Origin of the sequence: Delftia sp. JD2, assembly GCF_001682645.1 — a bacterium.
Classification (GTDB): domain Bacteria; phylum Pseudomonadota; class Gammaproteobacteria; order Burkholderiales; family Burkholderiaceae_C; genus Comamonas; species Comamonas acidovorans.
This window is the reverse complement of record NZ_LFJT01000008.1, coordinates 90,282-112,889: the sequence shown is the minus strand read 5'-3', so window position 1 is coordinate 112,889 and position 22,608 is coordinate 90,282. Positions and strand designations below refer to the sequence as shown.

Genomic DNA, 22,608 nt, shown 5'->3' with positions numbered 1-22,608 from the left:
TCGCTGCGCGAGGGAGGGGGACGGCACCCTCGGTGCGGGGCGGCCCTTCCTCGGTGCCCCCCCGCCTTGGGCCGCGCCAGTTTTCACAGACATGGCGTCATACTAGGCATCAGCCTGAGCACCCAGCCGCCCAGCGATCCGGGCGGCTGTTTTTTTGGGATTCATTCCAATGCAACGCATTCTTCAACCTGGCGATATCGAGTCGCTGGACCACACCAGTTTTCCGCGCGTGCTGCTGCCGCAGTTGCCGGGGCTGTTCGTCGAGCGGGCGGCACGGCTTCGGCAGCTGGCCGAGGGCAATCCGATTGCCGATTACCTGCGGTTCGTGGCGCAGATCGTGGACGCACAGGCCAAGGCGGCCGGGCAGTTGACGCTGGCCGCGCCCGATGCGGCGCTGATTGCGCGGGCGCAGGAGCATTCGATGCCGCTGCTGCCTGCCGCCGACCATATCGATGCCGCCTGGCACGGCGTGCTGGACCGCATGCTCGATGCCCTGTCGGGCGCCGATGGCCTGCCTGCGCCGCTGCAGCCGCTGCTGCAGGAGCTGCGCGCGCTGGACACGGCCGGGCGTGACGAGATCGCGCAGCGGCTGCTGCAAAAGGAAGTGGCGGCCCGCCACGTGGGCATGGCGCCTTTTGTGATGGCTGCGCTGCAGGTGGTGTTTGCCACGCGCGCCAGCGGCCTGAGCGCACGCGACGTGCCCTATACCGATCCCGCCTCGATCTGCCCCGTCTGCGCCAGCGAGCCCGTGGCCAGCGTGCTGCGCATTGGCGGCAAGGCCGCAGGCCACCGCTACCTGCACTGCGGCACCTGCTGCACGGAGTGGCACATGGTGCGCGTCAAGTGCTCGCACTGCGAGTCGACCAAGGGCGTCGAGTACCAGGGCATCGATGGCGCAGGCGATACCGTGCTGGCCGAGACCTGCGAGGAATGCGGCAGCTACCGCAAGGTGGTCAACCAGGAAAAGGACCCGATGGCCGAGCCCCTGGCCGACGACCTGGCCTCGCTGATGCTGGACCTGCTGATGGGCGAGGAGACGCGCTTTCAGCGCGCCAGCGCCAATCCCCTGCTCTACGTGGCCTTTGCCGAGGAGCAGGACGAGGCCGGCGACGCGCTGATCGACCCCGCCACGCCTGCTGCCTGAACCTTTCGCACGCCATGACCGATACCGCCGCCACCTCTGCCGCATCCCCTGCCGCCTCCCCTGCCCCGTCCGCGCTGCGCCTGCCTGCCGTGGACAAGGTGCTGCTGAGCGCCGACATGCTCGCGCTGCGCGAGCGCCACGGCCTCGATGCCTGCACCCAGGCCGTGCGCGAATCCCTGGCGCAGATGCGAGCCGATGCGCAGGAGCGGCTGCGGTCGGGCGAGCCCGATGCAGGCGCGCCCGGCATCACTGAGGTGGTCCAGGCGGCCGGCCTGCGCCTGGCGCGGCGCTTTGCGCCCCGGCTGCGCACGGTCTTCAACCTCACGGGCACGGTGCTGCACACCAACCTGGGCCGCGCCCTGCTGCCGCAGGAGGCGGTGGACGCCGTGGTGGCCGCCATGACGGCGCCGGCCAACCTGGAGTACGACCTGGAAGACGGCGGCCGTGGCGACCGCGACGACCTGATCGAATCCCTGGTCTGCGAACTCACGGGTGCCGAGGCCTGCACCGTCGTCAACAACAATGCCGCCGCCGTGCTGCTGACCCTGGCCACGCTGGCGGCCGGGCGCGAGGTCATCGTCTCGCGCGGCGAGCTGGTGGAGATCGGCGGCGCCTTCCGCATTCCCGACGTGATGACGCGCGCAGGCGCCACCCTGGTCGAGGTGGGCACCACCAACCGCACCCATGCGCGCGACTACGAAGGCGCTGTCGGCGAACACACAGGCCTGCTCATGAAGGTGCATTGCAGCAACTACGCCATCACCGGCTTCACCAAGGCCGTGAGCGACGCGGAGGTGGCATCCATTGCCCATGCGCACGGCCTGCAGATGGTGGTGGACCTGGGCAGCGGCACCCTGGTCGATCTGCGCGAATGGGGCCTGCCCTACGAGGTCACGGTGCGCGAGACCATCGAGTCGGGCGCCGACATCGTCACCTTCAGCGGCGACAAGCTGCTGGGCGGCCCGCAGGCCGGCCTGATCGTGGGCCGCAAGGACCTGATCGCCCGCATCAAGAAACATCCGCTCAAGCGCGCACTGCGCGTGAGCAAGCTCACCCTGGCCGCGCTGGAGCCCACGCTGCGCCTGTACCTGCACCCCGAAAAGCTGGCCGAGCGCCTGACCACGCTGCGCCTGTTCACACGCCCCCAGGCCGACATGCAGGCCCGCGCGCAGGCCCTGCAGCCGCTGGTGCAGCAGGCGCTGGGCAGCCGCTATGTGGTGGAAACCGCCGAGATGAACAGCCAGATCGGCAGCGGCGCCCTGCCCGTGGAAAACCTGCCCAGCTGGGGCCTGCGCCTGCATCCGGCCGACGGTCGCCAGGCCGGCCGCCAGCTCACCCGGCTTGAAGCAGGCCTGCGCGGCCTGCCCCGCCCCGTCATCGGCCGGCTGCATGAAGACGCTCTGTGGCTGGACCTGCGCTGCCTGGAGGCAGCCGACGAGCCGGCCTTCACCGAACAGCTGCCGCTGCTGCACATCGCCTGAGGACGAACGCATGATCATCGGCACCGCCGGCCACATCGACCACGGCAAGACCACCCTGGTGCGCGCGCTCACGGGCGTGGACACCGACCGACTCAAGGAAGAGAAGGCGCGCGGCATCTCCATCGAGCTGGGCTATGCCTACACGCCGCTGCCCAATGGCGAGGTGCTGGGCATCATCGACGTACCCGGCCACGAAAAATTCGTGCACACCATGGCCGCAGGCGCCGTGGGCATAGACCACGCCCTGCTGGTGGTGGCGGCCGACGACGGCGTCATGCCGCAGACGCGCGAGCACCTGGACATCCTGCAGCTGCTGGGCGTGCGCGAAGCCACCGTGGCGCTGACCAAGGCCGACCGCGCCACGCCCGAGCGGCTGCAGCAGGTGCGCGCCGAGATCGGGGCCCTGCTGGCCCCCACGCCGCTGGCCGGCGCGCCGGTCTTCCCTACCGCGGCAGCCCTGCCTGACGACGCAGGCGTGGCGCAGTTGCGCGAGCACCTCATGGCGCGCGCCCAGTCCATTCCCGCGCGGGCCAGCGACGGACTGTTCCGCCTGGCCGTGGACCGCAGCTTCACGCTGCCTGGCCAGGGCACCGTGGTCACGGGCACCGTGTTCGGCGGCCAGGTGAAAGTGGGCGACACGCTGGTGCACTCGGCCTCGGGCACCGAGGTGCGCGTGCGCAGCCTGCATGCCCAGAACCAGGCCAGCGAACAGGGCCTGGCCGGCCAGCGCTGCGCGCTCAACCTGTCGGGCATTGCCAAGGAAGCCATCACGCGCGGCGACTGGATCGCCGACGCACGGCTGCTGCAGGCCAGCGACCGGATCGACGTGCGCCTGCAACTGCTGGCCGATGCGCCATCACTGGCCCAATGGACGCCTGTGCATGTGCACATCGGTACGGCGCGCTGCACGGCCCACGTGGCCCTGCTGCAGGACCAGCCGCTGGGCCCGGGCGAACAGGCCATCGTCCAACTGGTGCTGGACATGCCCGTACATGCCCAACCAGGCGACCGGCTCATCGTGCGCAATGCCCAGGCCAGCCGCACCATTGCCGGCGGCAGCGTCATTGATCCCTTTGCACCCGCACGCAAGCGCCGCAGCCCCGAGCGCACGGCCTATCTGCAGGCGCTGGAATCGCTGATTGCCACCGGGGACGCCAGCGCGCTGGTGCAAGGCGCGGCGCACGGCATTGCCACGTCGCAGCTCATGCGCCTGACGGGCCGCGCATCGGTGGCCACGGATGCCCGCCTGCACCGCCTCCCCTTGGCCGAGGGCGATACGCTGCTGCTGGGCGAGGCACGCTTGCAGCAGCTGCGCAACCAGGTGCTGGACAGCATGGCGCGCTTCCACGACAAAAGCCCCGACGAGCCCGGCGTGAACGCCGCACGCCTGCGCCGCATGGCACTGTCGGGCCTGGTGCATGCAGGGCATGACGCGCTGTGGAAGGGCCTGCTGCAAGCCCTGCTGCAGGACGGCAGCCTGGCCGCCAGCGGCGCCTGGCTGCACCTGCCCGGCCACAGCGTGCAGCTGTCGGACAGTGAAAAGCAGATCGCCCAGAAACTGCTGCCGGCCATCGAGGCCGGCCGCTACGACCCTCCCTGGGTGCGCGACCTGGCCCGCGACAGCGCCACCGGCGAGGAAACCGTGCGCCAGCTGCTGCGCAAGCTCGCACGCCAGGGCCAATTGTTCCAAGTCACCAAGGACCTGTTCTACACGGCAGCCCGCATGGACGAACTCGCGGCCCTGGTCCGCGAGCTGGCCTCCTCCACCCCCAACGCCGAAATCCAGGCCCACGCCTTCCGCGACGCCACCGGCCTGGGCCGCAAACGCGCCATCCAGATCCTCGAATTCTTCGACCGCATCGGCTACACCCGCCGCCTGCGTGACGCCCACCTGCTGCGCCCCGATGTGCAGTGGACCACTGGTGCCACAGCAAGAATTTGAGGCAAGGGGCCGCTACAATGGCGAGCTTTGCTTCGCCACGGCGCCAGCAACCGGCGCGGCCCAAGGCGAGAGACACCGAGCAAGGGCCGCCCCGCCGCAAGGGTGTCGTCCCCCTCCCCCGCGAAGCGGGTAGAGAGGGGGAAGCGGCGTAAGCCGCTCAGGGGGAGCTTCAAGCCAGAAGGAAAGCATACGCACCCGGTGGTGCGCCCGGGCTTCAAACCCGGTCAGGGGCGTCAGCCGCTCCTGGGTAGGTTCGACTCCTGCTGCTTTCCGCCAATCCCCCGACTCTGATTCCAGCCAGGTTCCGGCTATTGCAAGGGCACGACGATGGCCACGCGGCGGTTCTCCGCCGCATCGCTGGGCACCACGGGCATGGCGCGGCCCAGGCCCTTGACCTCGATATCCTGGCGCGCCAGGCCAGCTTCGGCCAGCACATCGGCCACGGCCTCTGCGCGGCGCAGCGACAGGCGCATGTTGTAGGCATCGCTGCCGCGATCGTCCGTATGGCCTTCCACGCGCAGCCGCTCGATGCCCACGCCCTTGAGGGCACGGCCCAGCTCCAGCACCTTGGTACGCGCCTGGGCGCCGACTTCGGCCGAATCAAAGCCGAACAGCAGCTTGCCCGACATCTGCAGCTCCCAGCCCTGGTCTGCCTGCGCAAAGCCCTGGCTGCGCAGCAACTGCTGCTGTTCTTCGGTCAGCCCCGGTGCCTTGGCCGGCGCCTGCGGCACCGTCTGGCAACCTGCCAGCGCAAGGGCCAGCACTGCGGCCGCACCTGCGCCGCACATCCGGATCCAGCTCCGTCGTTTCAACATGTCATCCTCCTGTGATTCGCTCGGCCTGGCGCATGGCCTTGGCCTGGTACATGGCCTGGTCTGCATGGCGCATCAGCGTCTCCATGCTCTGGCCATGCTTGGGAAAAAGTGCGACGCCCGCGCTGACCGAAGGCTGCAGCACCACGCCGTCGCCAACGACCAGGGGCTCGCGCATGGCGGCCTCTATCTTGTCCTGCACCATCTGCGCGTCGCCACCGCCGCCGATGGGATAGAGCAGGATGGCGAATTCGTCGCCACCCAGGCGGGCGACCAGATCGGTCTCGCGCACCTGCGAGCGCAGCCGGGCACCCACCGCCTTGAGCAGCACATCGCCCACGGCATGGCCGTAGGCATCGTTGACCTGCTTGAAGCGGTCGTTGTCCAGAAACAGCACGGCCAGCTTCTGCCCGCTCTCCGCCGCACTGTCCAGCGCCTGCTGCAGTCGCTGCTCGAAATGCAGGCGGTTGGCCAGCCCCGTGAGGCTGTCGCGCGAAGCCTGCCGCTCCAGCGCCGAATTTTGCTGCTGCAGCCGCTCATGGCGCGTCTGCAGCTCGGCCAGCAGGGCGTTGAAGTTGTCGCCCAACTCCCGCAGCTCGGCAATGCGCGCCAGCGGCACGCGCTGGTCCATGGATCGGTCATGGCGCACGGCCCGGGCCACGCGCGCCAGCTGCTGCAGCGGCTCGGCAATGTCGCGCAGCATGCGGCGCGACTGGCGCAGGCCCACATAGCCGCTGACACCCACGCACAGCACCAGCACGATGAAACCTGCGCCCAGGAAGCGGACCAGGCCCACGCCATCGCTGGCCAGCTGCACACTGCCGACCAGCCTGCCGTCCTGGCGCACATCGGCCTCGGCGCGCGGCAGGCCAATGCCCACGGCCAGCAGCTCCCCGATGCTGGACAGCGCCGAGCCACCATGGCCCGACCACCGCACGAACGGGCGGCCCTCGGCATCGAAGACCTCGGCATGGGCCACGCCTTCGCCACGCAGCAGCTGGTCCAGCACGCGGGCGGCCTCGTCGCGGTCACCGAAGACCAGCGATGCCTCGACCGTATAGGCCAGCGAACGGGCCACCAGATGCAGGTTGTTGGACAGGTACAGACGCAGGGTGGCCACGCCGACGATAAGCAGCAGCGCCCCCGCCAGCGCGATGGCCACCGCCGCCATGCGCAGGTGCGCGCGGCGGATCACGTTGCGCAGGGAGGCATTGCCGGACAGGGACAACTTCATGGCAAGGTCCTGTGGCGCGCCAGTTGCAGCACCTTGGGATTGACACGCAGGCCGCTGCGGGCCACGGAGTCGAGGCTGACCTCGAAGCCCGCGCCCTCGCCACGGCGGCGCAGGCAGAACATGGCGCCGATGCGACACAGCTCGCCCCGCTCGCTGATGGTCAGCAGCGGCCGCCCCGCCAGTTGCTCCATGAGCTTGCGCCAGGCAGCCTCATCGAGCTGGCCGGCATAGATGCCCTCGCATTCGACCAGGGCGCGCGCATCGACGGGCACCACACGCCGCACCTCCAGCCGCTGGCTGCCCACGGTCTGCGGTGCGCCATTGAGCAGGTCGTCGGCATATTCGGTGGAGCCCACCACGCACAGTCGCAGCACGGGGCTTTCCGTGGGCCAGCGCGTATAGCCCAGGATGCCTACGACGGTGCGGGTCACCCCCAGCTCATGCTCATCGGCCGCCGGCTCCGCATGTGCCTGCCCCACCAGCCCGGCCTGCAAGGCCAGCAAGCCCACGACCAGCCAGGCCCGGGCAGACAGGCCTTTGATCCTGCAATCCATGCCCCACCTGCGGTGTGTTTGATGTATGCGATGTGTGCGAGCTGCCAACCAAGGCTCCTTGAACGGAATATCCATGCATTGCGCCACGCTGGCGCACTGAAGCATTTTTTCACATATCGACCCCATCGGGCCGCCGGGACTGTCACGCCGGGGCGCCCGTGATGGGCCAATGCGGCAACGCATCAAAGCGCAGAGGCAGGCAGCCGGTAGTGATAGCCGTAGAGTGCCTGAAAGCCCAGGCTTTCATACAGCCCGCGCGCCACCATGTTGGGCGCACGCACCTGCAGTTCGGCCCATTGCGCTCCCTGCGTCTGCCCCCAGTGCATCAGGCCATGCACCAGCGCCCGGCCCAGTCCCTGGCCGCGCAGCGCAGGCGTGATGAAGATGTCATACAGGCCCACGCAGCCGCGCTCCACGACGGCCAGGCCAAACCCGACCACCTCGCCGCCCACTCCACTGCCCGCTTGCAGCGAAGCAAATGCGGCGGGCCAGGCAATGGACTGCAGCATATGGTGGTGCGCCTGCCTGTGCTGATCCGGCACGGCGCCGGCCTGGGCAAAGCCCTGCAGCCAGGCCGTGCCAGGCTGGGCTTGAATGGCAAGGGTCCAGCCCTGGTCGTTCGCTGGCGGCGCCATGTCCGTCAATGCAGCACGCATCACCAGGGAGGGGTCGGCCAGCAGGTAGCCGGCCTGCGCCAGCTGCGCATCCGCATCGGGACTTGCCAGGGGCGAGAGACGAAAGATGGCAGGCAGGCCCTGGCGCTCGTAGAAGGCCTCGATCTGCGGCAGCAAGGCGCCAAGGCGGGCGCCGGGCTGCTGGGCATTGGCCGAGTTGGCGCGCTTGGTATGGCCCTGCGCGGCGCGCAGCAGCCAGTCGCCGCAGAGCACGGTGCGCTGGGCCGGCCAGGCGTTGAAGCCGCGCTGCTCCACGCCCACCACCGTCTCGGGATCGCATTCCACGGATGCGCGGTCATGAGTGAAAGACTTGGACATGCCCGCTTGTACCATGGCCGCCCGCCGTGCCCGCCCATAATATGGCGCGCCGCCGCGCTGGCGGCAGGCACTCTTTCCCACTACTGCGATCGCCGCCGATCGCCGGATTGCTCCATGACCACAGACACCTCCCAAGCCCCCCGACTCACCTCGCTGTCCCATGGCGGCGGCTGCGGCTGCAAGATCGCGCCGGGCCTGCTGGCGGAGCTGATCGGCAAGAGCGCGCTGCCCAAGCAGTTCTTCCCGGACCTGCTGGTGGGCACGGAGACCGCCGACGACGCCGCCGTCTACCGCATCAACGACGAGCAGGCCATCGTGGCGACCACGGACTTCTTCATGCCCATCGTGGACGACCCGTATGACTTCGGCCGCATCGCCGCGACGAATGCGCTGTCCGACATCTACGCCATGGGCGGCCAGCCCCTGATGGCCCTGGCCATCGTGGGCATGCCCATCAATGTGCTGCCGCACGACACCATTGCCAAGATCCTGGAAGGCGGCGAATCGGTCTGCCGCGATGCCGGCATTCCGCTGGCCGGGGGCCACTCCATCGACTCGGTCGAGCCCATCTACGGCCTGGTCGGCATCGGCATCGTCAACCCCCGCCAGATGAAGCGCAATGCCGACGCCCGGGCCGGCGACGTACTGATCCTGGGCAAGCCGCTGGGCGTGGGCATTCTGTCGGCCGCACTCAAGAAGAACCTGCTGGACGAGGCCGGCTACCGCGCCATGGTGGAAGCAACCACCCTGCTCAACCGCCCCGGCACGGCGCTGGGCAAGATGGACGGCGTGCACGCGCTGACCGATGTGACGGGCTTCGGCCTGCTGGGCCACGGCCTGGAACTGGCACGCGGCGCGGGTCTCACGGCACGCATCGACAGCCACAGCCTGCCCGTGCTGCCCACGGTGCAGGGCTTTGCCGAGCAGGGCGTCATCACGGGCGCCTCGGGCCGCAACTGGGCCTCTTATGGCGCGCAGGTTGCGCTGGGCGCCGGCATCACCGATGCGCAGCGCGCGCTGCTGACCGATCCGCAGACCTCGGGCGGCCTGCTCGTGTCCTGCACGCCGGATGTTGCCGATCAGGTGCTTGCACTGTTTGCCGAGCAGGGCTTTGGCAGTGCCTCCATCGTCGGCCGCATGGAGGCGGGAGAGCCGCGCGTCATCGTGGACTGACGGCCAGCGCATTCCAAAAGCAACGGGGGCCTCGGCCCCCGTTGCTTTTTGCACTCCCGGCGAGCCGCCAGCGAACCGGCGGCCCGTCACCGGGTCACAGGTTGCTTCACTCGCTCACGGTCTGCGTCTTGTAGGCCGGGCTGGCCTGGATGGCGCTGTCGGTGAACGGCAGCTTGAGCCATTGGCGCGCGCCGTAGGCCTTGGTGTAGTCCACGTAGTGGGCCGAGGCCGGGTCGTCAGACAGCGAGAAGGTCAGGAAGGTATGGGCCTCCACACCGGCCGACGGGAAGCTCACAACCTGCATGTAGCTGTTGCCATGCGGCTGGCCATCCATGCTGTAGCCGCCCTGCTCAATCTTGTTTTCCGAGCAGGTGATGGTGAAGTAGCCCACCTCGCCGCAACCGCCATACAGCGCGATCTTCTCGCCGCCGCGCTGCGAGAACAGCACGGTGCCGCGCGCCGCATCCATGGCAAAGCCGCTGGCCTGCACGGCCTTCACTGCTTCGGCGAGCGCCTTTTGCAGCGCCGCCTTGGCCGTGGGCTTGATGCCACGCGGCGTGTTGACGGGGTCGGCCGCATCGAAGGGCACGGCATACAGGTCGGCCGATTTGATCTGGCTGGCCACGCGCTTCCAGAACTCATCCCACACATGGGAGCCCCTGGATGCCGCCGTGCCCGTGCCGTCCCAGGCCTGCAGCGCCGTGCAGGCAGCCGATACGTCCACCGTTTCACCCGCCGAGGACACGGGGCCCGGACAGACCTGGGCCAATGCCTCGTCCTTGAAGCGCGCGCTGTAAACACGGCTGTCCAGCACCATCTGGCGAACGATGTCGCTGGTGGCCAGCTTGCCCGGATAGCCGTCCGTGCCCGCCAGCCGCTGCAGCGCCATGGTGTGGCCCAAGCGCGTGCGCAGGCTCTGGGCCGACGAAGTGGAGCCGAAGATGGCCGGATAGCCGGTCAGCGGCGCCGAGGCATTGGACAGCCAGTAGCTGTCGTTCATGTTGCCCACGTAGTCGCTGCGCAGCAAATTGGGCATACGTGCGGGGCCGATGGCGCCCGCCTGCACCGAATCCGCATCCGAACTCCAGTCGCACTGGCTGCTGCCACCGGCCAGCACCGGCACCTGGGGCAGCGCCGCGTTGATGGCGGCCGAGGCCGGCGTGGCACAGGCCTGCAATTGCGCGGGCGGCACGTTGGGCACGGCGCCTATGTCGGCATACCAGACCTGGGCATTGCCGCGCCCTGCGGCGACGGTGTTGACCCAGGGAATGGCCGACTCCTCCTTCTGGATGCGGATGAACTCGTCCAGCGACTTGGCCTGGTTCCAGCGCAGCCAGTTGCGGAAGGTGCGGTAGTTGTAGGCGTTGATGTCGCGGATGGCGAACACGCTCTGCGTGGTCCAGCCCAGCGCCGGGTCCATGGCGCCCAGGTTGACCACGGGGCCGTGCACGGTCTTGTACAGCGTGCGCGTGACCTGGTCCTGCCCGCCGGAGGCATTGCGCACGCTCACGGTGATCTTGCTGGCCTGCATGGCCTCGGTCTTGCCGTCACGCACATAGCGGGTCGGATCATTGGGCGCCAGCTGGTACATGAACAGGCCGAAGCGCCGCGCCGTGGACACGGTATGGCTCCAGGCCACGTCGTTGTTGAAGCCGATCAGCACCATCGGGATGCCCAGAAAGCTTGCGCCGCTGACATCGATCTCGCCGGGGATCGTGAGCTGCGATTGATAGAAGCGGTCCGGCCCCTTCCAGTACCAATGCGGATTGCCGAACAGCACGCTGCTGCCGCCGCCCGTGGCCTGCTGGCCAAAGCCGTACATGTTGCTGCCGATGCCCGTGGTGCCGCCCACCTGCAATGATGGCGCCACCACCTGCCCCGGCTTGAGCGCGGCCAGCTGCGTCGCGGCCGCCCGGGCCTTCGCCGGCCTGGCCGAGGCCGTTGCTGCCGCAGCCGCTGCAGGTGGCACGGCATTGGCGATCTGGGCCACGAAGTTGCTGTAGCCGCCGGCCAGATTGGCCGTGTACATGCGCCGCCAGATGTCCTGCGCGGTAATGGCCTGCACCCAAGGCTGGCCCGCGCAGGCCGCATTGGTCTTGGCCCCGGCCGGGGTCTCGCGCACCACGCGGTTGTAGCCGGCCACGAAGCCATCGACAAGTTGCTTGAGCTTGTCCGGCTGGGCCTGGATCATGGCGGCCACGGCGTCATCGGAGACGACATGGCGGAAGAAGAAGTCCGAGTCGAGATTGCGCGGCCGGTCGATGGTGCTGTCGTAGACGGCCTGGGCATCGCCGCCCAGGTAGCGCGAGCGCTCCCCGCGGTACGTCAGGAAGGAGTCGGCCATGGTGCACAGGTTGTCCTGCGCCTGGGCATAGCCGGCGCCATAGCCCAGGCCCGTCCAGTCCTTGGCCTTGATGTGCGGAATGCCCATTTCCGTGCGGCGGATCTCCGCGCTGTACTTGCTGCTGGAGCCGTCGCCCGAACCGCCGCAGGCCGCCAAGGCGGCCAGGCAAATCAATGACAGGGGCTTCCATCCACTGCGAACCGCTGGGTACATGCTTTGTCTCCTAGTGTTATGCGTACACAAAGAAAGGCCCCTGTTTGTACGGGGGCCCACAACAGCATAGGAGGGCCGCAAGGGACTGCCTACCCGGCAGTTTCACTAGCAGATGTCAGAGACCCGACAGTGGTTGCGAGGGCTGCAGCGCGCCCCTCAGGCAGCGGATTCGCCCGGCTGGCTCAGGGCCGCCGTCGTGCGCCGGTCGATCTTGCGGCTGAGCACCACCGAGGTGTAGGTCTGCTGAATGCCGTCGATCAGGCCGATGCGGTCCAGCAGCGCATCGAGCTTTTCATTGCTCTCGCAGCGCACGAACACCATGTAGTCGTACTGGCCGCTGACGGCAGAGACCTCCTCGACCTCGGTGAAGCGGTTGAGCGCCTGCATGACCAACGTGGCCGTCTTGGGCTGCACGCGGATGCCGCAATACGCCCGCACGGCAGACTGCTCCACGCGTGCGCCCAGGCGAACGCCGTAGCCGGCGATCACGCCCTCTTGCTCCAGCCTGGCAATGCGCGCCACCACCGTGGTGCGCGCCAGATTCATCTGCCGAGCCAGATGTGCGGTGGAAGCCCGTGCATTGGTCTGCAGCAGACGCAGCAGCTGGCGGTCGGTTTCATCAAGACGGTATTCCATGCGGTTCCCTGGATTTCAACGGCAAGCACTTATGGAGGCTGCCCGGATGTGGTTCCACATTTCGGCAGAGATTCCCCCCAATCCGGCGATTTTATGCGTTGCGCATCGTCGTTCTATCGACAGGAGTTGCACTTTTCCTGGTACCGCGGCGGCAGGAACGGCTCTCCAACCCTCGCCGACCAGCAGCCGCCTCAACTGGCACCACCAGCTCTTGGGATATTCATCAGAAACAAAAGTAACTAATTACAAATTGTTGGTGCAACAGGAAGCAGGGACCACGCAGGGACCTGACTACGGAACCGCATGAATCCTTAGCATGCATCCCATCTTTCCTTCGCAAAAGCTGCTCCAAGCGCACCGCTGCCACTTGCGGCAGTGCTGATCGGGCGTACCGGCGCCTGCGAAACGCTTTCATAGCGTGCTGTATGCAAGATGGATCAGTACTTGCAAATACATGCATTTCCGCTAGATTGATCCCGCAGGCGTAAATTTTGTGTACTCAAGTTACCCCGCACCTCTTGTCTGATCTGCCCCGAGGAGGATTTCCTGTTCCCGCTGCCCGCCGGGCCGCTCGTTCACCACCATGACAAGGGCATGGCCGCCATGCCCGACGAACGCGCGCAGAGTCCGGTGCCTCCATTCGGTCTCCACAGGGGAGACATATGTCACATCGCGCCGCATCCAGAGATCCGTGGAGCCTTCCACAAGCTGCAACGCCCTGGCGGGACAGCTTTGTGCTGGGCGGGGTGCTGTTCCTGTGCTCGGCCGTGGCGCTGGGCCTGCGCTCTCCGGGGCATCTGTCGTCCCTGTGGCTGTCCAACGCCCTGCTCCTGGGCTGGATGCTTCGCAGCCCTGCCTACAGCCATAGACACGGCTGGACGGCTGCCGCCGTTGCCATGGCACTGGCCGAATGGCTTTCCGGCAGTCCGCTGGACCAGACCCTGTGGCTGACCTTTGCCGACCTGGCCGCCGTGGCCTGCGGCTGGGTGATGATGCGGCGCCTGCCGCAGCGGGTGCAGCAGATGCGCTCTCCTTCCTCGGTGCTGCATCTGGTGATGTGCAGCCTGCTGGTGAGCGTGGTCGGAGCCGTGCTGGGCTCGGCGGGCATGCACCATCTCCTGCATTGGCCCTGGCAGCCCATGATGGCCATGTGGTTCAGCAGCGAGTTGATGCACATGACCCTGTTGCTGCCTGTGCTGCTGAGCCTTCCGGCAAAGCTGGAGCCGCTGTCCTGGCGCAGCCAGCCATTCAAACAAACGGCGCAGGCCTTGCTGCCGCTGCTTGCCCTGGCGATTTCCGAATCCATTGCCATCTACCTGGGCGGACCAGGCGCGCTGTCGCTCACCATGCCGGCCATGCTGCTGTGCGCCATGCGCTATCGGCTGTTCGTGGTCGCCCTGCTCAACCTGGTCAGCTGCGCCATCAAGCTGGCCACGTTTTCCCATGTGTTGTTCAGCTCGCCCGGCACCGAGCTGGAGACGACGTTCTCCTTCCGCCTGGGTCTGGCCATGCTGTCGATCGGCCCGCTGGCCGTAGCCTGCACGCTCATGGCTTTCAAGGACATGCTCAGCAAGCTGCGCCATGCAGTGAACCACGATGCGCTGACGGGACTGCTGGCACGCACCAGCTTTCTGGAGCGCGCACAGCGCACGCTGGAGCGCCTGCAGCGCGAGCGCCAGTCAGGCGCCATGCTGATGCTCGACCTGGACCATTTCAAGCATATCAACGACCGCCATGGCCATGCCGCCGGCGACCGGGTGCTGCAGGAAGTCTCGGCCCGCCTGTCGCAGGCGTTGCGCCCGCATGAACTCATAGGCCGCCTGGGCGGCGAGGAGTTTGCGGTGCTGCTGCCCGGTGCCGACTGCGTCACGGCCAGAGCCGTGGCCCAGCGGCTGTGCGAGGCCACGCGCGAAATTCGCATCGACATGAACGATGGCGCAGCCATCTGCCCCACGCTGAGCATTGGCATAGGCTGCACGAACATGGCCTACCCACCGCTGGGTTTGAGTGCCTTGCTGCGCATGGCCGATACGGCGCTGTACCAGGCCAAGGCCAGCGGCCGCGACCGCTACTTCGTGGCCGGCGAGCGGCCGGGCGAGGCCGGTACACCGGCCTTTGCCTGCGAGCATTCCGGGGGCGCCAAGGCGGCCTGACACCAGGCGCCGCCTCGGCGTTTTGCCAGCGCTCAGCGCAGGCGGCGGGCGCCGTTTCCTTCGTCGAGCTTGAAGCCCGCCACGGCCTGCGCCAGCTGCACCGCCTGCTGCTGCAGCGACTGCGCTGCGGCCGTGACCTCTTCCACCAGGGCAGCGTTCTGCTGCGTGACCTGGTCCATCTGGCCGATGGCGCTGCCCACCTCGGCAATGCCACGGCTTTGCTCCTGGCTGGCGTTGCTGATCTCGGCCACCAGCGTGCTGAGCTTGCGCACGCCGTCCACGGCCTGGTCGATGGTGGTGCCCGCATTGCGCACCAGGCGGCTGCCCGTGTCGATCTGGCCCACGGAATCATCGATCAGCGCCTTGATCTCCCTGGCCGCCGTGGCGCTGCGTTGCGCCAGCGTGCGCACCTCGCTGGCGACCACGGCAAATCCCCGACCCTGCTCGCCGGCGCGCGCCGCTTCCACCGCCGCGTTCAGCGCGAGGATGTTGGTCTGGAAGGCAATGGAGTCGATCACGCCGATGATGCTTTCGATCTTGCGGGCCGAGGCCTCGATGCCGCCCATGGTCTGCACCACTTGGCCGACGGCCTCTCCGCCCTGGGTGGCGATCTGCGAGGCGCTGGTGGCCAGCTCGCTGGCCTGGCGCGCATTGGCCGCGTTCTGCTGCACGGTTGCCGTGATCTGTTCCATGGCGGCTGCCGTCTGCTCCAGCGAGCTGGCCTGCTGCTCGGTGCGTGACGACAGGTCCTGGTTGCCACCCGCAATCTCTGCGGACGCCATGCGCACCGATTCCGACGACTCGCGAATGCGCAGCAGCACCGTGGCGATCTTGTCCACGAACTGGTTGAAGGACTGGCCGATCTGCGCCAGCTCATCGCGGCCGGCAGAGGTGAGGCGGCGGGTCAGATCGCCTTCGCCCGAGGCGATGTCCTGCAGCGCATCGCGTGCCACGGCCAGGCGGTTGAGCATGCGGCGCAGCGCCACGGTCAGCAGCACCGCCGCGCCCAGCACGGACAGCACGGTGATGAGGGCGGCCACCTGCAGCAGCGCCCGCACCGAATCCGTGGCCTGTGCGCGGTCGATCACCACGGCCAACGTCCAGGGCGTGCCCTCGACCTTGGCGGCGTAGAGCATCTGCGGCTCGCCATCGAGCACCAGATCGGCGCGGCCGCCCTGCTCGGCCAGGCGCTTGATCAGCGCGGCATCGAGTTCAGGGGCAATCGCGGAAGCGGGCTTGAGCGCCAGCTCGGGCTTGGCGTAGGCCAGCAGGCGGCCTTCGCCATCAATCAGAAAGGCAAAGCTTTTTTCCTGGGGACGGATGGCGGCCACTTTCCTGGACATGGCGGCCAACCGCACATCAGTGCCGACAACGGCCGTGATGGCGCCCGAGCTGCCGACCGGATCGACAAAGCTGATGGTCAGCTCGCCGGTGCTGGCATCGACATAGGCCGGCGTCACGCCTGGCCGGCCTTCGCGCACGGCCTGCTTGAACCAGTCGCGCTGGGTTCCGTCGTAGTTCTCCGGCATGGGATGGGTGAACACGGCGCGCTTGTCGGCATGAACGAAATAGGCGTCATCGAAGCCGCCAGCCTGCTGGCCGGCCAGCAGGAAGGGGATGGGGTCCGGCTGGTCCACCGCCTTCTTCAATGAGCCGGTGATGCGCTGCTTGTCCTGAACCCAGTCGGTCAGTGTGGATGCATGGGCTCGCGTGAGCTGGCCGATGTTTTCGTCGATATCGGACAGCGTGCTGCTGCGCGCCGTCCAGAAGGTGGCCATGGACAGCGCGAACAATGCGGCCACGGTGATTGCTACGCAGATGAGGATCAGGCGGGCACGAAGTGTTTGAAACATGATGCGTAGTGAAGGCAAAACGAGGGCTGTGAATGCCCACCGAGCCTATCCGAGACGCATCGGCCGCCAGAGCTCGAAGAGTGCGTACTTGCCCTTGTAATTGCCTGCTTCTTGCTTGCGAAGAAGCCCGCTGGTTAGCCTCTTCGTGCAGGCACTGCATTGCTGGCAGCGCCGCCCAAACTGCAGTCGTCAGCCTTTTGCAAGAACCAGTCACAAGCTTGAAGGATGCGTGCTATAGTGTCAATTTGTAACACAGACACTTACCGCCCTGGCTGCGGGATTTTTCTGTCGCAAACGCCAGCGCCTTGATTCCAGGACCCTGCCGTTTGCGCCGCGCACCCTGTGTTTTTCCCTCCCTCATATTTTTGGGGTGCACCACGCGGCCTTTTCTTCCCTTGCATGGACTGCCATTGATCGAGAGTGGCTTCCCATCGGGGGCCGGCAGGGAGCCGGGCAAGAAAGTGTTTCACCTTGATACAAAAATGCCGATAAGAAGGCAGATCTGTCATTCAAGGGAAGAGAAACATGAAGCGATGCATCATCAAAGTGGCCGGCGCCTGCTACACAGCCCTGTTCCCCAGCACCTGCGCCGCTGTGGCAGACGCGATGGCCCGGTTTCCATACGCTACAAAAATCAGCGTCCGACTCGCCTAGACTCGGGCAAGATGGGAATCCGTTCTCAGACGGGTTCCAGGCAATACGCCTGTCGTCGTCCGGGTGTTGCGCGGCAGTGTAGGCTCACTTTGCCAAAAGTCTCCTAAGATTCCTTTATATTGGCAGATCAACATTCATTGATATACATGACTACCGACTACAAGACACTGCTGCAGCAGAAAGCCCATCTCGAAGCCCAGATCGCCGAAGTGCTCAAGACCGAGAAGTCCGGAGCCATTGCCCAGGTGCGCACCATCATCGACCAATACGGATTGACCGAGGCCGACGTCTTCCCTTCGTCCAAAGCCAAGGCTGGTGGCGGTTTCCGCGTGGTCGGCGTCCCCAAGTACCGCGACCCGGCCACGGGCGCGACCTGGACCGGCCGTGGCAAGCAGCCCCGCTGGATCGAAGGCAAGGACCGCACTCCCTTCGCCATATGAGGTCCGGCGCAGCCCGCCCCCTGGCAGCCGCCAAGCTGCGACAGAGCCCGCCAAGTGCGGGCTTTTTGCTGCCAGAAGCAACGGGTTAACCCTATTGCTCAGAAGTTACAAATTCTTCAATGTAGTGTAGATGCGTGAACCGATGGGTGCCGGCATGTTTCGGTACCCAAGCAATCACAACAAGGGAAACAGCAGGTATCACACAGGGAACTGTCCTACAGCCCTGCTCTCCAAAATCATGTTGGCCGCGCCTTTGCAGCAAGCGCAAGCCATGTGGATGCAACCACGCAGCTACAAAGTCCAGGCGGCCACTGGAGCGATCCGCAGCCACTACGAACCATTTTCCAGCCGGGCCAGGGAGACTATCTCCTCCCTCCCCTCTCACTGACTTACCCTGGCAGGCCCGCAAGGGCACCGGCTTTTCTCTTCAAGGACCGCCCTCGGGCGGTCCTTTTTTCTGCGTGTGTTATTGCGCCTTGGTGCTGGTCAACGCAAGGCTGGCACGGCATGGCCCACCTTGAACACGGCCACCATGCCCGACAGGCGCTGCGCCTGGTCGCTGAGGGCGGCGGCGGCCGCTGCGGACTCCTCCACGAGGGCCGCGTTTTGCTGCGTCATCTGGTCCAGCTGGCTGACTGCCTGGTTGACCTGGCCAATGCCGTCGCGCTGCTCCGTGGAAGATGCCGTGATCTCGCCGATCATGTCCGAGACCTTGCGCACGCTGCCCACGATGTCGTCCATGACCTGTCCGGCCTGGGCCACCTGGGCCGAGCCTTCCTGCGCGGCATCGACCGAGGTGCTGATCAGCACCTTGATCTCCTTGGCGGCCTCGGCGCTGCGATGGGCCAGGGCCCGCACTTCACCGGCCACCACGGCAAAGCCGCGGCCCTGCTCGCCTGCGCGGGCCGCTTCCACGGCAGCGTTCAGCGCCAGGATGTTGGTCTGGAAGGCAATGGAGTCGATGACACCGATGATGTCGGAGATGCGGCGTGCGCTGTCGCCGATGCGATCCATGCTGGCCACCACATGGCCCACCACGGCGCCGCCGCGCTCGGCGGCCTGGGCGGCGCTGCCGGCCAGATGATTGGCCTGGCGTGCGGTGTCGGCAGCCTGGCCCACGGTGGCGGTCAGTTGCTCCATGCTGGCGGCCGTTTCCTCCAGATTGGACGCCGTCTGCTCGGTGCGCGAAGACAGGTTGTGGTTGCCCGCGGCAATCTCGGTGGATGCGGTGGAGATGGAATGCACGCTGTCACGCACCTCCGTCACCAGCCCGCGCAGCCGCGCCGCCATGCCCGAGACCGAGCGCAGCAGGTGGCCGAACTCGTCCTTGCGGCTGTCATCGGCCGACACCGTGAGGTCGCCCTGGGCGATGGCGTCCGTCAGCTGCACGGCACGTTCCAGGGGGCGGGTGATGGCCCGCGTCAGCACCAAGGCCAGCGCCAGGCCCGCCAGAAGGACCACGCCCTGGACGATCCAGGCCAGCACGCTGGCCTGCTGCCGGGCGGCCTGGGCCTGCTCGCGGGCTGCATCGCGCTGGCTGCGCTGCAGCTGCACGAAGACTTCCAGCGAGTCCACGTAGCGGCCAATGGCGCCCAGGTACTGCTGCTGGACGAACTCGCGGAATGCCGCTGCATCGCCGGTCAACTTGATCTCGCGCGCCCGCTTGTTCAGTGCCAGCACCTCGGTGCGGATGGCTGCAATGCGCTCCAGCGCCGCCTTGTCGGCATCGCTGGCGCCCTTGACGATCTCGGCCTGCAGCTTGGTGATCAGTGCCGAGCCTTCCTTGACCCGGCCGTCGAGCAGGCGGGTCAGTTCCTCATCGGTGGAGGCATTGCTGGCCAGAACCCGCTCGCCCGTGGTCTCCGTTGCGCCCTTCCATTGAATGGCCAGGCTGATGCGACTCTCGTACTCGGACAGCGTCTGCATGCCGTGGTCCATGGCGCGGGCCGCCGCAAACTGTGCCCAAAGCGATACCGCAAGCATCATCGCCAGCAAGCCGCCCAGCGTGCCCCAAAGCTTGGCGGACACGCTCCATTGATCAAATTTCATTCGTAGCACTCTCGTCGGAAAAACCGAATACAGGAAAGGTAAAACAACAGGCCGCGCACATCAGCGGCGACCGTTTTCCGGCGCAACGCCTTGCCATATCGGCATAGGCCACCAATCCGGAAAAGATGACCTGCTCTTTCGTCACAAATGCCCGGGACTTGAGGCCGCCGCACGGGTAGGCCCGATATCGCCAGCCGTGCACAACGCGGAACATGCGCCATGCGGCCGCAAGCGCCGTGGCAACGGATGCAAAATGGACCGGCGCTTCGGAATGCAGCACCATTCAATGCCGCAATCGCGAAGCTGTCGCCACCCGCACCTGCAAGTGCATAACACGCTGTGGATGTGTCACTCGATACCGATCGCCTCTATGTATTGATTGCGCCGCTGAGCATTCTGCTGCTCAGTTGCACGCTGGCCGTGTGCTGGCTGGTGCAGCGGCGCCAGCGCTACCTGCTGTGGATTGCGGGCGGATACGCCCTGGTTTCTCTGGCGCTGGCCTGGCAAAGCCTTGCACCCCGGGAAGAACTGCACCACTGGGCCGTGTTCACGGGCGCCATGTATCTGTTCGGCACCTGGTGCTTCGCGCGCTGCATGGCGGGGCGCTATGGCGTCTCGGCCCATCCCTTGCTGGGGCTGCTCATAGGCGCCGTCGTCCTGGCTGCGCTGTACTACTACAGCCGGGTCCAGGTCGATCTGTGGGTGCGCGTGCACTGGCTCAACACCGGCCTGGGCCTGCTGCAGATGCTGCCGGCGCCCGCCATGCTGCGGCGCCGGCCGCCTCAGGACTGGCTGGAGAGAATGCTCTACTGGTCCTACGTGGTGTTTGCCGGCTACACCGCTGCCCGGCCGCTGCTGGTGCTGGCCCTGGGCAGCACCGATCTCAATGAGATTGCACGCTCCACCTACTGGCTGGTCACCCTGGTCAGCACGCTGTCGTTTGCGCTGCTGTTCACCCTCATGCTGCTGGCATGCACGGTGCGCGATGTCTTCACCGCGCTGCGCGAGGAGCGCAACCACGACTCGCTGACCAACCTGCTCAACCGCCGCGCCTTCCAGGAGGCAGCCGAACTGCGCCTGACCGATCCGCACATGGCCCCGATCTCCGTGCTGATAGGCGACATAGACCACTTCAAGCGCATCAATGACAGCTGGGGGCATGACTGCGGAGACCGTGTATTGCAGGTCGTGGCCCAGACCCTGCAGCAACACGTGCGCAACGACGATCTGGTGTCACGCTTTGGCGGCGAGGAATTCGTGCTGCTGCTGATGCGCACCACGCCCCAGGAGGCCGAGCGCGTGGCCCAGCGCATACGCGCCCAGCTCAGCGCGGACGGCTATGTGCTGGCGGCCGGCCAGCGGGTGACCATCAGCTTCGGCATCGCACCCGTGGCCGCCAACACCGCCTTGACCGATGCGCTGACACGCGCCGACGGCCTGCTGTATGCCGCCAAGCAGGCGGGCCGCGACCGCGTGCATGTGGCCACGGACGCTGCCCGCAGGGTGCCGCAGGCCGTCTGAAACAGGAAGCGCGCAGCACCTTCTTCGCACGCCCATTCGTCGAAATCCGTGGAAAAGAAAAAGCCCGCCAGGGTGTGGCGGGCTTGTTCGCAAAGGCAGGGTGAATGCCTTATTTTTTCGCGTCCTTCAAGACTTCCTTCACATCACCCAGCTTCTTCTGGGCCGTGCCTTCGACCTGCTTGGCAATGCCCTTGGCCTGTTGCTCGGGGCTGTCGATCAACTCGCCAGCCTTTTGCTGCACCTTGCCTGCGGCATCCTTGAGCGTGCCCTTGATCTGATCCGTGTTCATAGTTGCGTCCTTTGCTGCAAGAGCCTTCAAAAAGGGATAGGTTGTTTAACACCCAACGCAACGATACGCGTGGCAAACCGGGGCGCGCGACAGCGCGCTGCAACGATACGCGTGGTCTGAGGCCTACAGCCTCAGGTCTTCTTGCTGGTGCGACGGGCCTGGACGCTGTCCCCCGTGGCCTTGGGCAAAGACGCAGCCTCACCCGCTTCGGCGCGCAGGCGCTTGAGGGCTTCGGTCACCACGGCCTCCTTGTGCGCCTCGAACAGGCCTGCAGCGGCGTCCTTGTGTTCTTGCAGCAAGCGGCACAGGCGCGCGATTTCCTTTTTCAACTCCGCCACATCCAGGTCCGGGCCGGCCTGGGCCGTGTCGCCGGCTTCATCCAATTCGAAGCTGCGCCGTATGCGGGCAACGATTTCGGCATTCATGGAACGGTGGCCTGCCTTTGCCACTTCCGAGATGCGATCGCGCATTCCATCCGGGAAACGGACGATGAAGCGCTCCTGGGTTTCGCTGGGAAAGGGTTTTCGTTGCATTGGGCGATGGTACCTGCCAGATGCAAATTCAGATTCATGCCTAGTTGACATGATTCCAAGTTGGCATAACATTTGAATCGGCCCGACCCAGGCCTGGGCAAGCCAGCACCCATGCCTATGCCCGTGCCGATGCTCGTGCGTACGAGCACTGAACCCCAGACCTATTGCGCAAGAACAGAACCATGCCGGACACAGACATGCCCGCCTCCGCGCGCCTTGCGCAGGCCCTCGCCAGAGCGCCCGATCCGGAGAGCCTGGCGACCGATGCGCTATGCCACATCAGCGCGGCGCTGAGCGTGCTGGAAATGCATGTGGAAAGATCCAACCGCGCCATGGTGGTCGGTGTCCACGACCTGCTGCGCAGCTACCACCTCAAGGCAGACCGTGCCGCTGCAGAGCAGCCGGTCGAGGCGCTGGCCAGCAACGTGCTGCCGCAGATGTCGGCCGACCTTCAAGGCCTGCTGGAAATCATTGACCGCGTGAACGACGACGAGATGGACGACCCCATCCTCTATGCCGTGAGCTACCTGCTCAGGGCGGCCAAGAGATTCTCGGATGCGGCGCCGCAGGCATAGCGGCCTGCGCATCGCC

The 22,608-nt window shown here is 66.5% G+C and carries 19 protein-coding genes and 1 tRNA gene; 9 read left to right on the top strand and 11 right to left on the bottom strand.

Annotated elements, in window-relative coordinates; translation table 11 throughout:
* The first annotated feature begins 169 nt into the window (after window positions 1-169).
* The 4 genes from fdhE to ACM14_RS06815 all read left to right on the top strand — a co-directional run bounded on the left by fdhE (window position 170) and on the right by ACM14_RS06815 (window position 4,843).
* Window positions 170-1,144: a formate dehydrogenase accessory protein FdhE gene (gene fdhE / locus ACM14_RS06830; RefSeq protein WP_065345705.1), complete on the top strand. Its 975-nt coding sequence runs from the start codon at window positions 170-172 to the stop codon at window positions 1,142-1,144.
* A gap of 14 nt (window positions 1,145-1,158) precedes the next feature.
* Window positions 1,159-2,625: an L-seryl-tRNA(Sec) selenium transferase gene (gene selA / locus ACM14_RS06825; RefSeq protein ID WP_065345704.1), complete on the top strand. Its 1,467-nt coding sequence runs from the start codon at window positions 1,159-1,161 to the stop codon at window positions 2,623-2,625.
* Window positions 2,626-2,635: 10 nt separating this feature from the next.
* Window positions 2,636-4,567 (top strand): selenocysteine-specific translation elongation factor, encoded by a 1,932-nt coding sequence (gene selB / locus ACM14_RS06820; RefSeq protein WP_065345703.1) that lies wholly within the window; start codon window positions 2,636-2,638, stop codon window positions 4,565-4,567.
* A 180-nt stretch (window positions 4,568-4,747) separates the two neighbouring features.
* Window positions 4,748-4,843, top strand: a tRNA-Sec gene (locus ACM14_RS06815).
* A 32-nt stretch (window positions 4,844-4,875) separates the two neighbouring features.
* Here ACM14_RS06815 and ACM14_RS06810 read toward each other — a convergent pair.
* The 4 genes from ACM14_RS06810 to ACM14_RS06795 form a co-directional block, all read right to left on the bottom strand.
* Window positions 4,876-5,382, bottom strand: a complete 507-nt coding sequence (locus ACM14_RS06810; protein WP_065345702.1) for an OmpA family protein — start codon at window positions 5,380-5,382, stop codon at window positions 4,876-4,878.
* 1 nt (window position 5,383) lies between these two features.
* Complete coding sequence (locus ACM14_RS06805; RefSeq protein ID WP_013802667.1) at window positions 5,384-6,613, bottom strand: sensor domain-containing diguanylate cyclase; 1,230 nt, start codon at window positions 6,611-6,613, stop codon at window positions 5,384-5,386.
* Window positions 6,610-7,167, bottom strand: coding sequence for a YfiR family protein (locus ACM14_RS06800; RefSeq protein WP_013802668.1), 558 nt, complete (start codon window positions 7,165-7,167; stop codon window positions 6,610-6,612). Before ACM14_RS06800 ends, ACM14_RS06805 begins: the two co-directional genes overlap by 4 nt.
* 182 nt (window positions 7,168-7,349) lie before the next feature.
* A complete protein-coding gene (locus ACM14_RS06795; protein ID WP_065345701.1) occupies window positions 7,350-8,174 on the bottom strand; it encodes an N-acetyltransferase in 825 nt (274 codons plus the stop codon).
* A 99-nt stretch (window positions 8,175-8,273) separates the two neighbouring features.
* Here ACM14_RS06795 and selD point away from each other — a divergent pair, with 99 nt between their 5' ends.
* The gene (gene selD / locus ACM14_RS06790) at window positions 8,274-9,332 is read left to right on the top strand and encodes a selenide, water dikinase SelD (RefSeq protein ID WP_065345700.1); all 1,059 of its coding nucleotides are present in this window, start codon (window positions 8,274-8,276) and stop codon (window positions 9,330-9,332) included.
* A gap of 106 nt (window positions 9,333-9,438) precedes the next feature.
* Here selD and ACM14_RS06785 read toward each other — a convergent pair whose 3' ends face one another.
* Window positions 9,439-11,889, bottom strand: coding sequence for a penicillin acylase family protein (locus tag ACM14_RS06785; RefSeq protein WP_065345699.1), 2,451 nt, complete (start codon window positions 11,887-11,889; stop codon window positions 9,439-9,441).
* 156 nt (window positions 11,890-12,045) lie between these two features.
* The gene (locus tag ACM14_RS06780; protein WP_012205315.1) at window positions 12,046-12,525 is read right to left on the bottom strand and encodes an Lrp/AsnC family transcriptional regulator; all 480 of its coding nucleotides are present in this window, start codon (window positions 12,523-12,525) and stop codon (window positions 12,046-12,048) included.
* 662 nt (window positions 12,526-13,187) lie between these two features.
* Here ACM14_RS06780 and ACM14_RS06775 point away from each other — a divergent pair.
* Window positions 13,188-14,678: a diguanylate cyclase gene (locus ACM14_RS06775; protein ID WP_065345698.1), complete on the top strand. Its 1,491-nt coding sequence runs from the start codon at window positions 13,188-13,190 to the stop codon at window positions 14,676-14,678.
* A gap of 32 nt (window positions 14,679-14,710) precedes the next feature.
* Here the strand turns inward: ACM14_RS06775 and ACM14_RS06770 are convergent, their stop codons facing one another.
* Window positions 14,711-16,531, bottom strand: a complete 1,821-nt coding sequence (locus ACM14_RS06770; protein WP_013802673.1) for a methyl-accepting chemotaxis protein — start codon at window positions 16,529-16,531, stop codon at window positions 14,711-14,713.
* An 800-nt stretch (window positions 16,532-17,331) separates the two neighbouring features.
* Here ACM14_RS06770 and ACM14_RS06765 point away from each other — a divergent pair.
* The gene (locus ACM14_RS06765; RefSeq protein ID WP_012205312.1) at window positions 17,332-17,625 is read left to right on the top strand and encodes an H-NS family nucleoid-associated regulatory protein; all 294 of its coding nucleotides are present in this window, start codon (window positions 17,332-17,334) and stop codon (window positions 17,623-17,625) included.
* 486 nt (window positions 17,626-18,111) lie between these two features.
* Here ACM14_RS06765 and ACM14_RS06760 read toward each other — a convergent pair whose 3' ends face one another.
* Together ACM14_RS06760 and ACM14_RS31420 are read right to left on the bottom strand one after the other, a co-directional pair.
* Complete coding sequence (locus ACM14_RS06760) at window positions 18,112-19,674, bottom strand: methyl-accepting chemotaxis protein (protein ID WP_065345697.1); 1,563 nt, start codon at window positions 19,672-19,674, stop codon at window positions 18,112-18,114.
* On the bottom strand, window positions 19,664-19,957 hold the full coding sequence (locus ACM14_RS31420; protein ID WP_139093386.1) for a hypothetical protein: 294 nt from the start codon (window positions 19,955-19,957) through the stop codon (window positions 19,664-19,666). The genes ACM14_RS06760 and ACM14_RS31420 overlap by 11 nt, the downstream gene beginning before the upstream one ends.
* A 56-nt stretch (window positions 19,958-20,013) precedes the next feature.
* Here ACM14_RS31420 and ACM14_RS06755 point away from each other — a divergent pair, with 56 nt between their 5' ends.
* Window positions 20,014-21,195: a diguanylate cyclase gene (locus tag ACM14_RS06755; RefSeq protein WP_065345696.1), complete on the top strand. Its 1,182-nt coding sequence runs from the start codon at window positions 20,014-20,016 to the stop codon at window positions 21,193-21,195.
* 109 nt (window positions 21,196-21,304) lie between these two features.
* On the opposite strand, the gene ACM14_RS06750 is transcribed toward ACM14_RS06755, so the two are convergent.
* Together ACM14_RS06750 and ACM14_RS06745 are read right to left on the bottom strand one after the other, a co-directional pair.
* Window positions 21,305-21,484, bottom strand: a complete 180-nt coding sequence (locus tag ACM14_RS06750; RefSeq protein ID WP_012205309.1) for a CsbD family protein — start codon at window positions 21,482-21,484, stop codon at window positions 21,305-21,307.
* A 131-nt stretch (window positions 21,485-21,615) separates the two neighbouring features.
* A complete protein-coding gene (locus ACM14_RS06745) occupies window positions 21,616-22,017 on the bottom strand; it encodes an Arc family DNA-binding protein (RefSeq protein ID WP_063326307.1) in 402 nt (133 codons plus the stop codon).
* Window positions 22,018-22,199: 182 nt separating this feature from the next.
* Here ACM14_RS06745 and ACM14_RS06740 point away from each other — a divergent pair, with 182 nt between their 5' ends.
* Window positions 22,200-22,592 carry a hypothetical protein gene (locus tag ACM14_RS06740; protein WP_082848165.1) on the top strand — a complete coding sequence of 131 codons (393 nt, stop codon included), beginning with the start codon at window positions 22,200-22,202 and terminating at the stop codon, window positions 22,590-22,592.
* The last annotated feature ends 16 nt before the right edge of the window (window positions 22,593-22,608 follow it).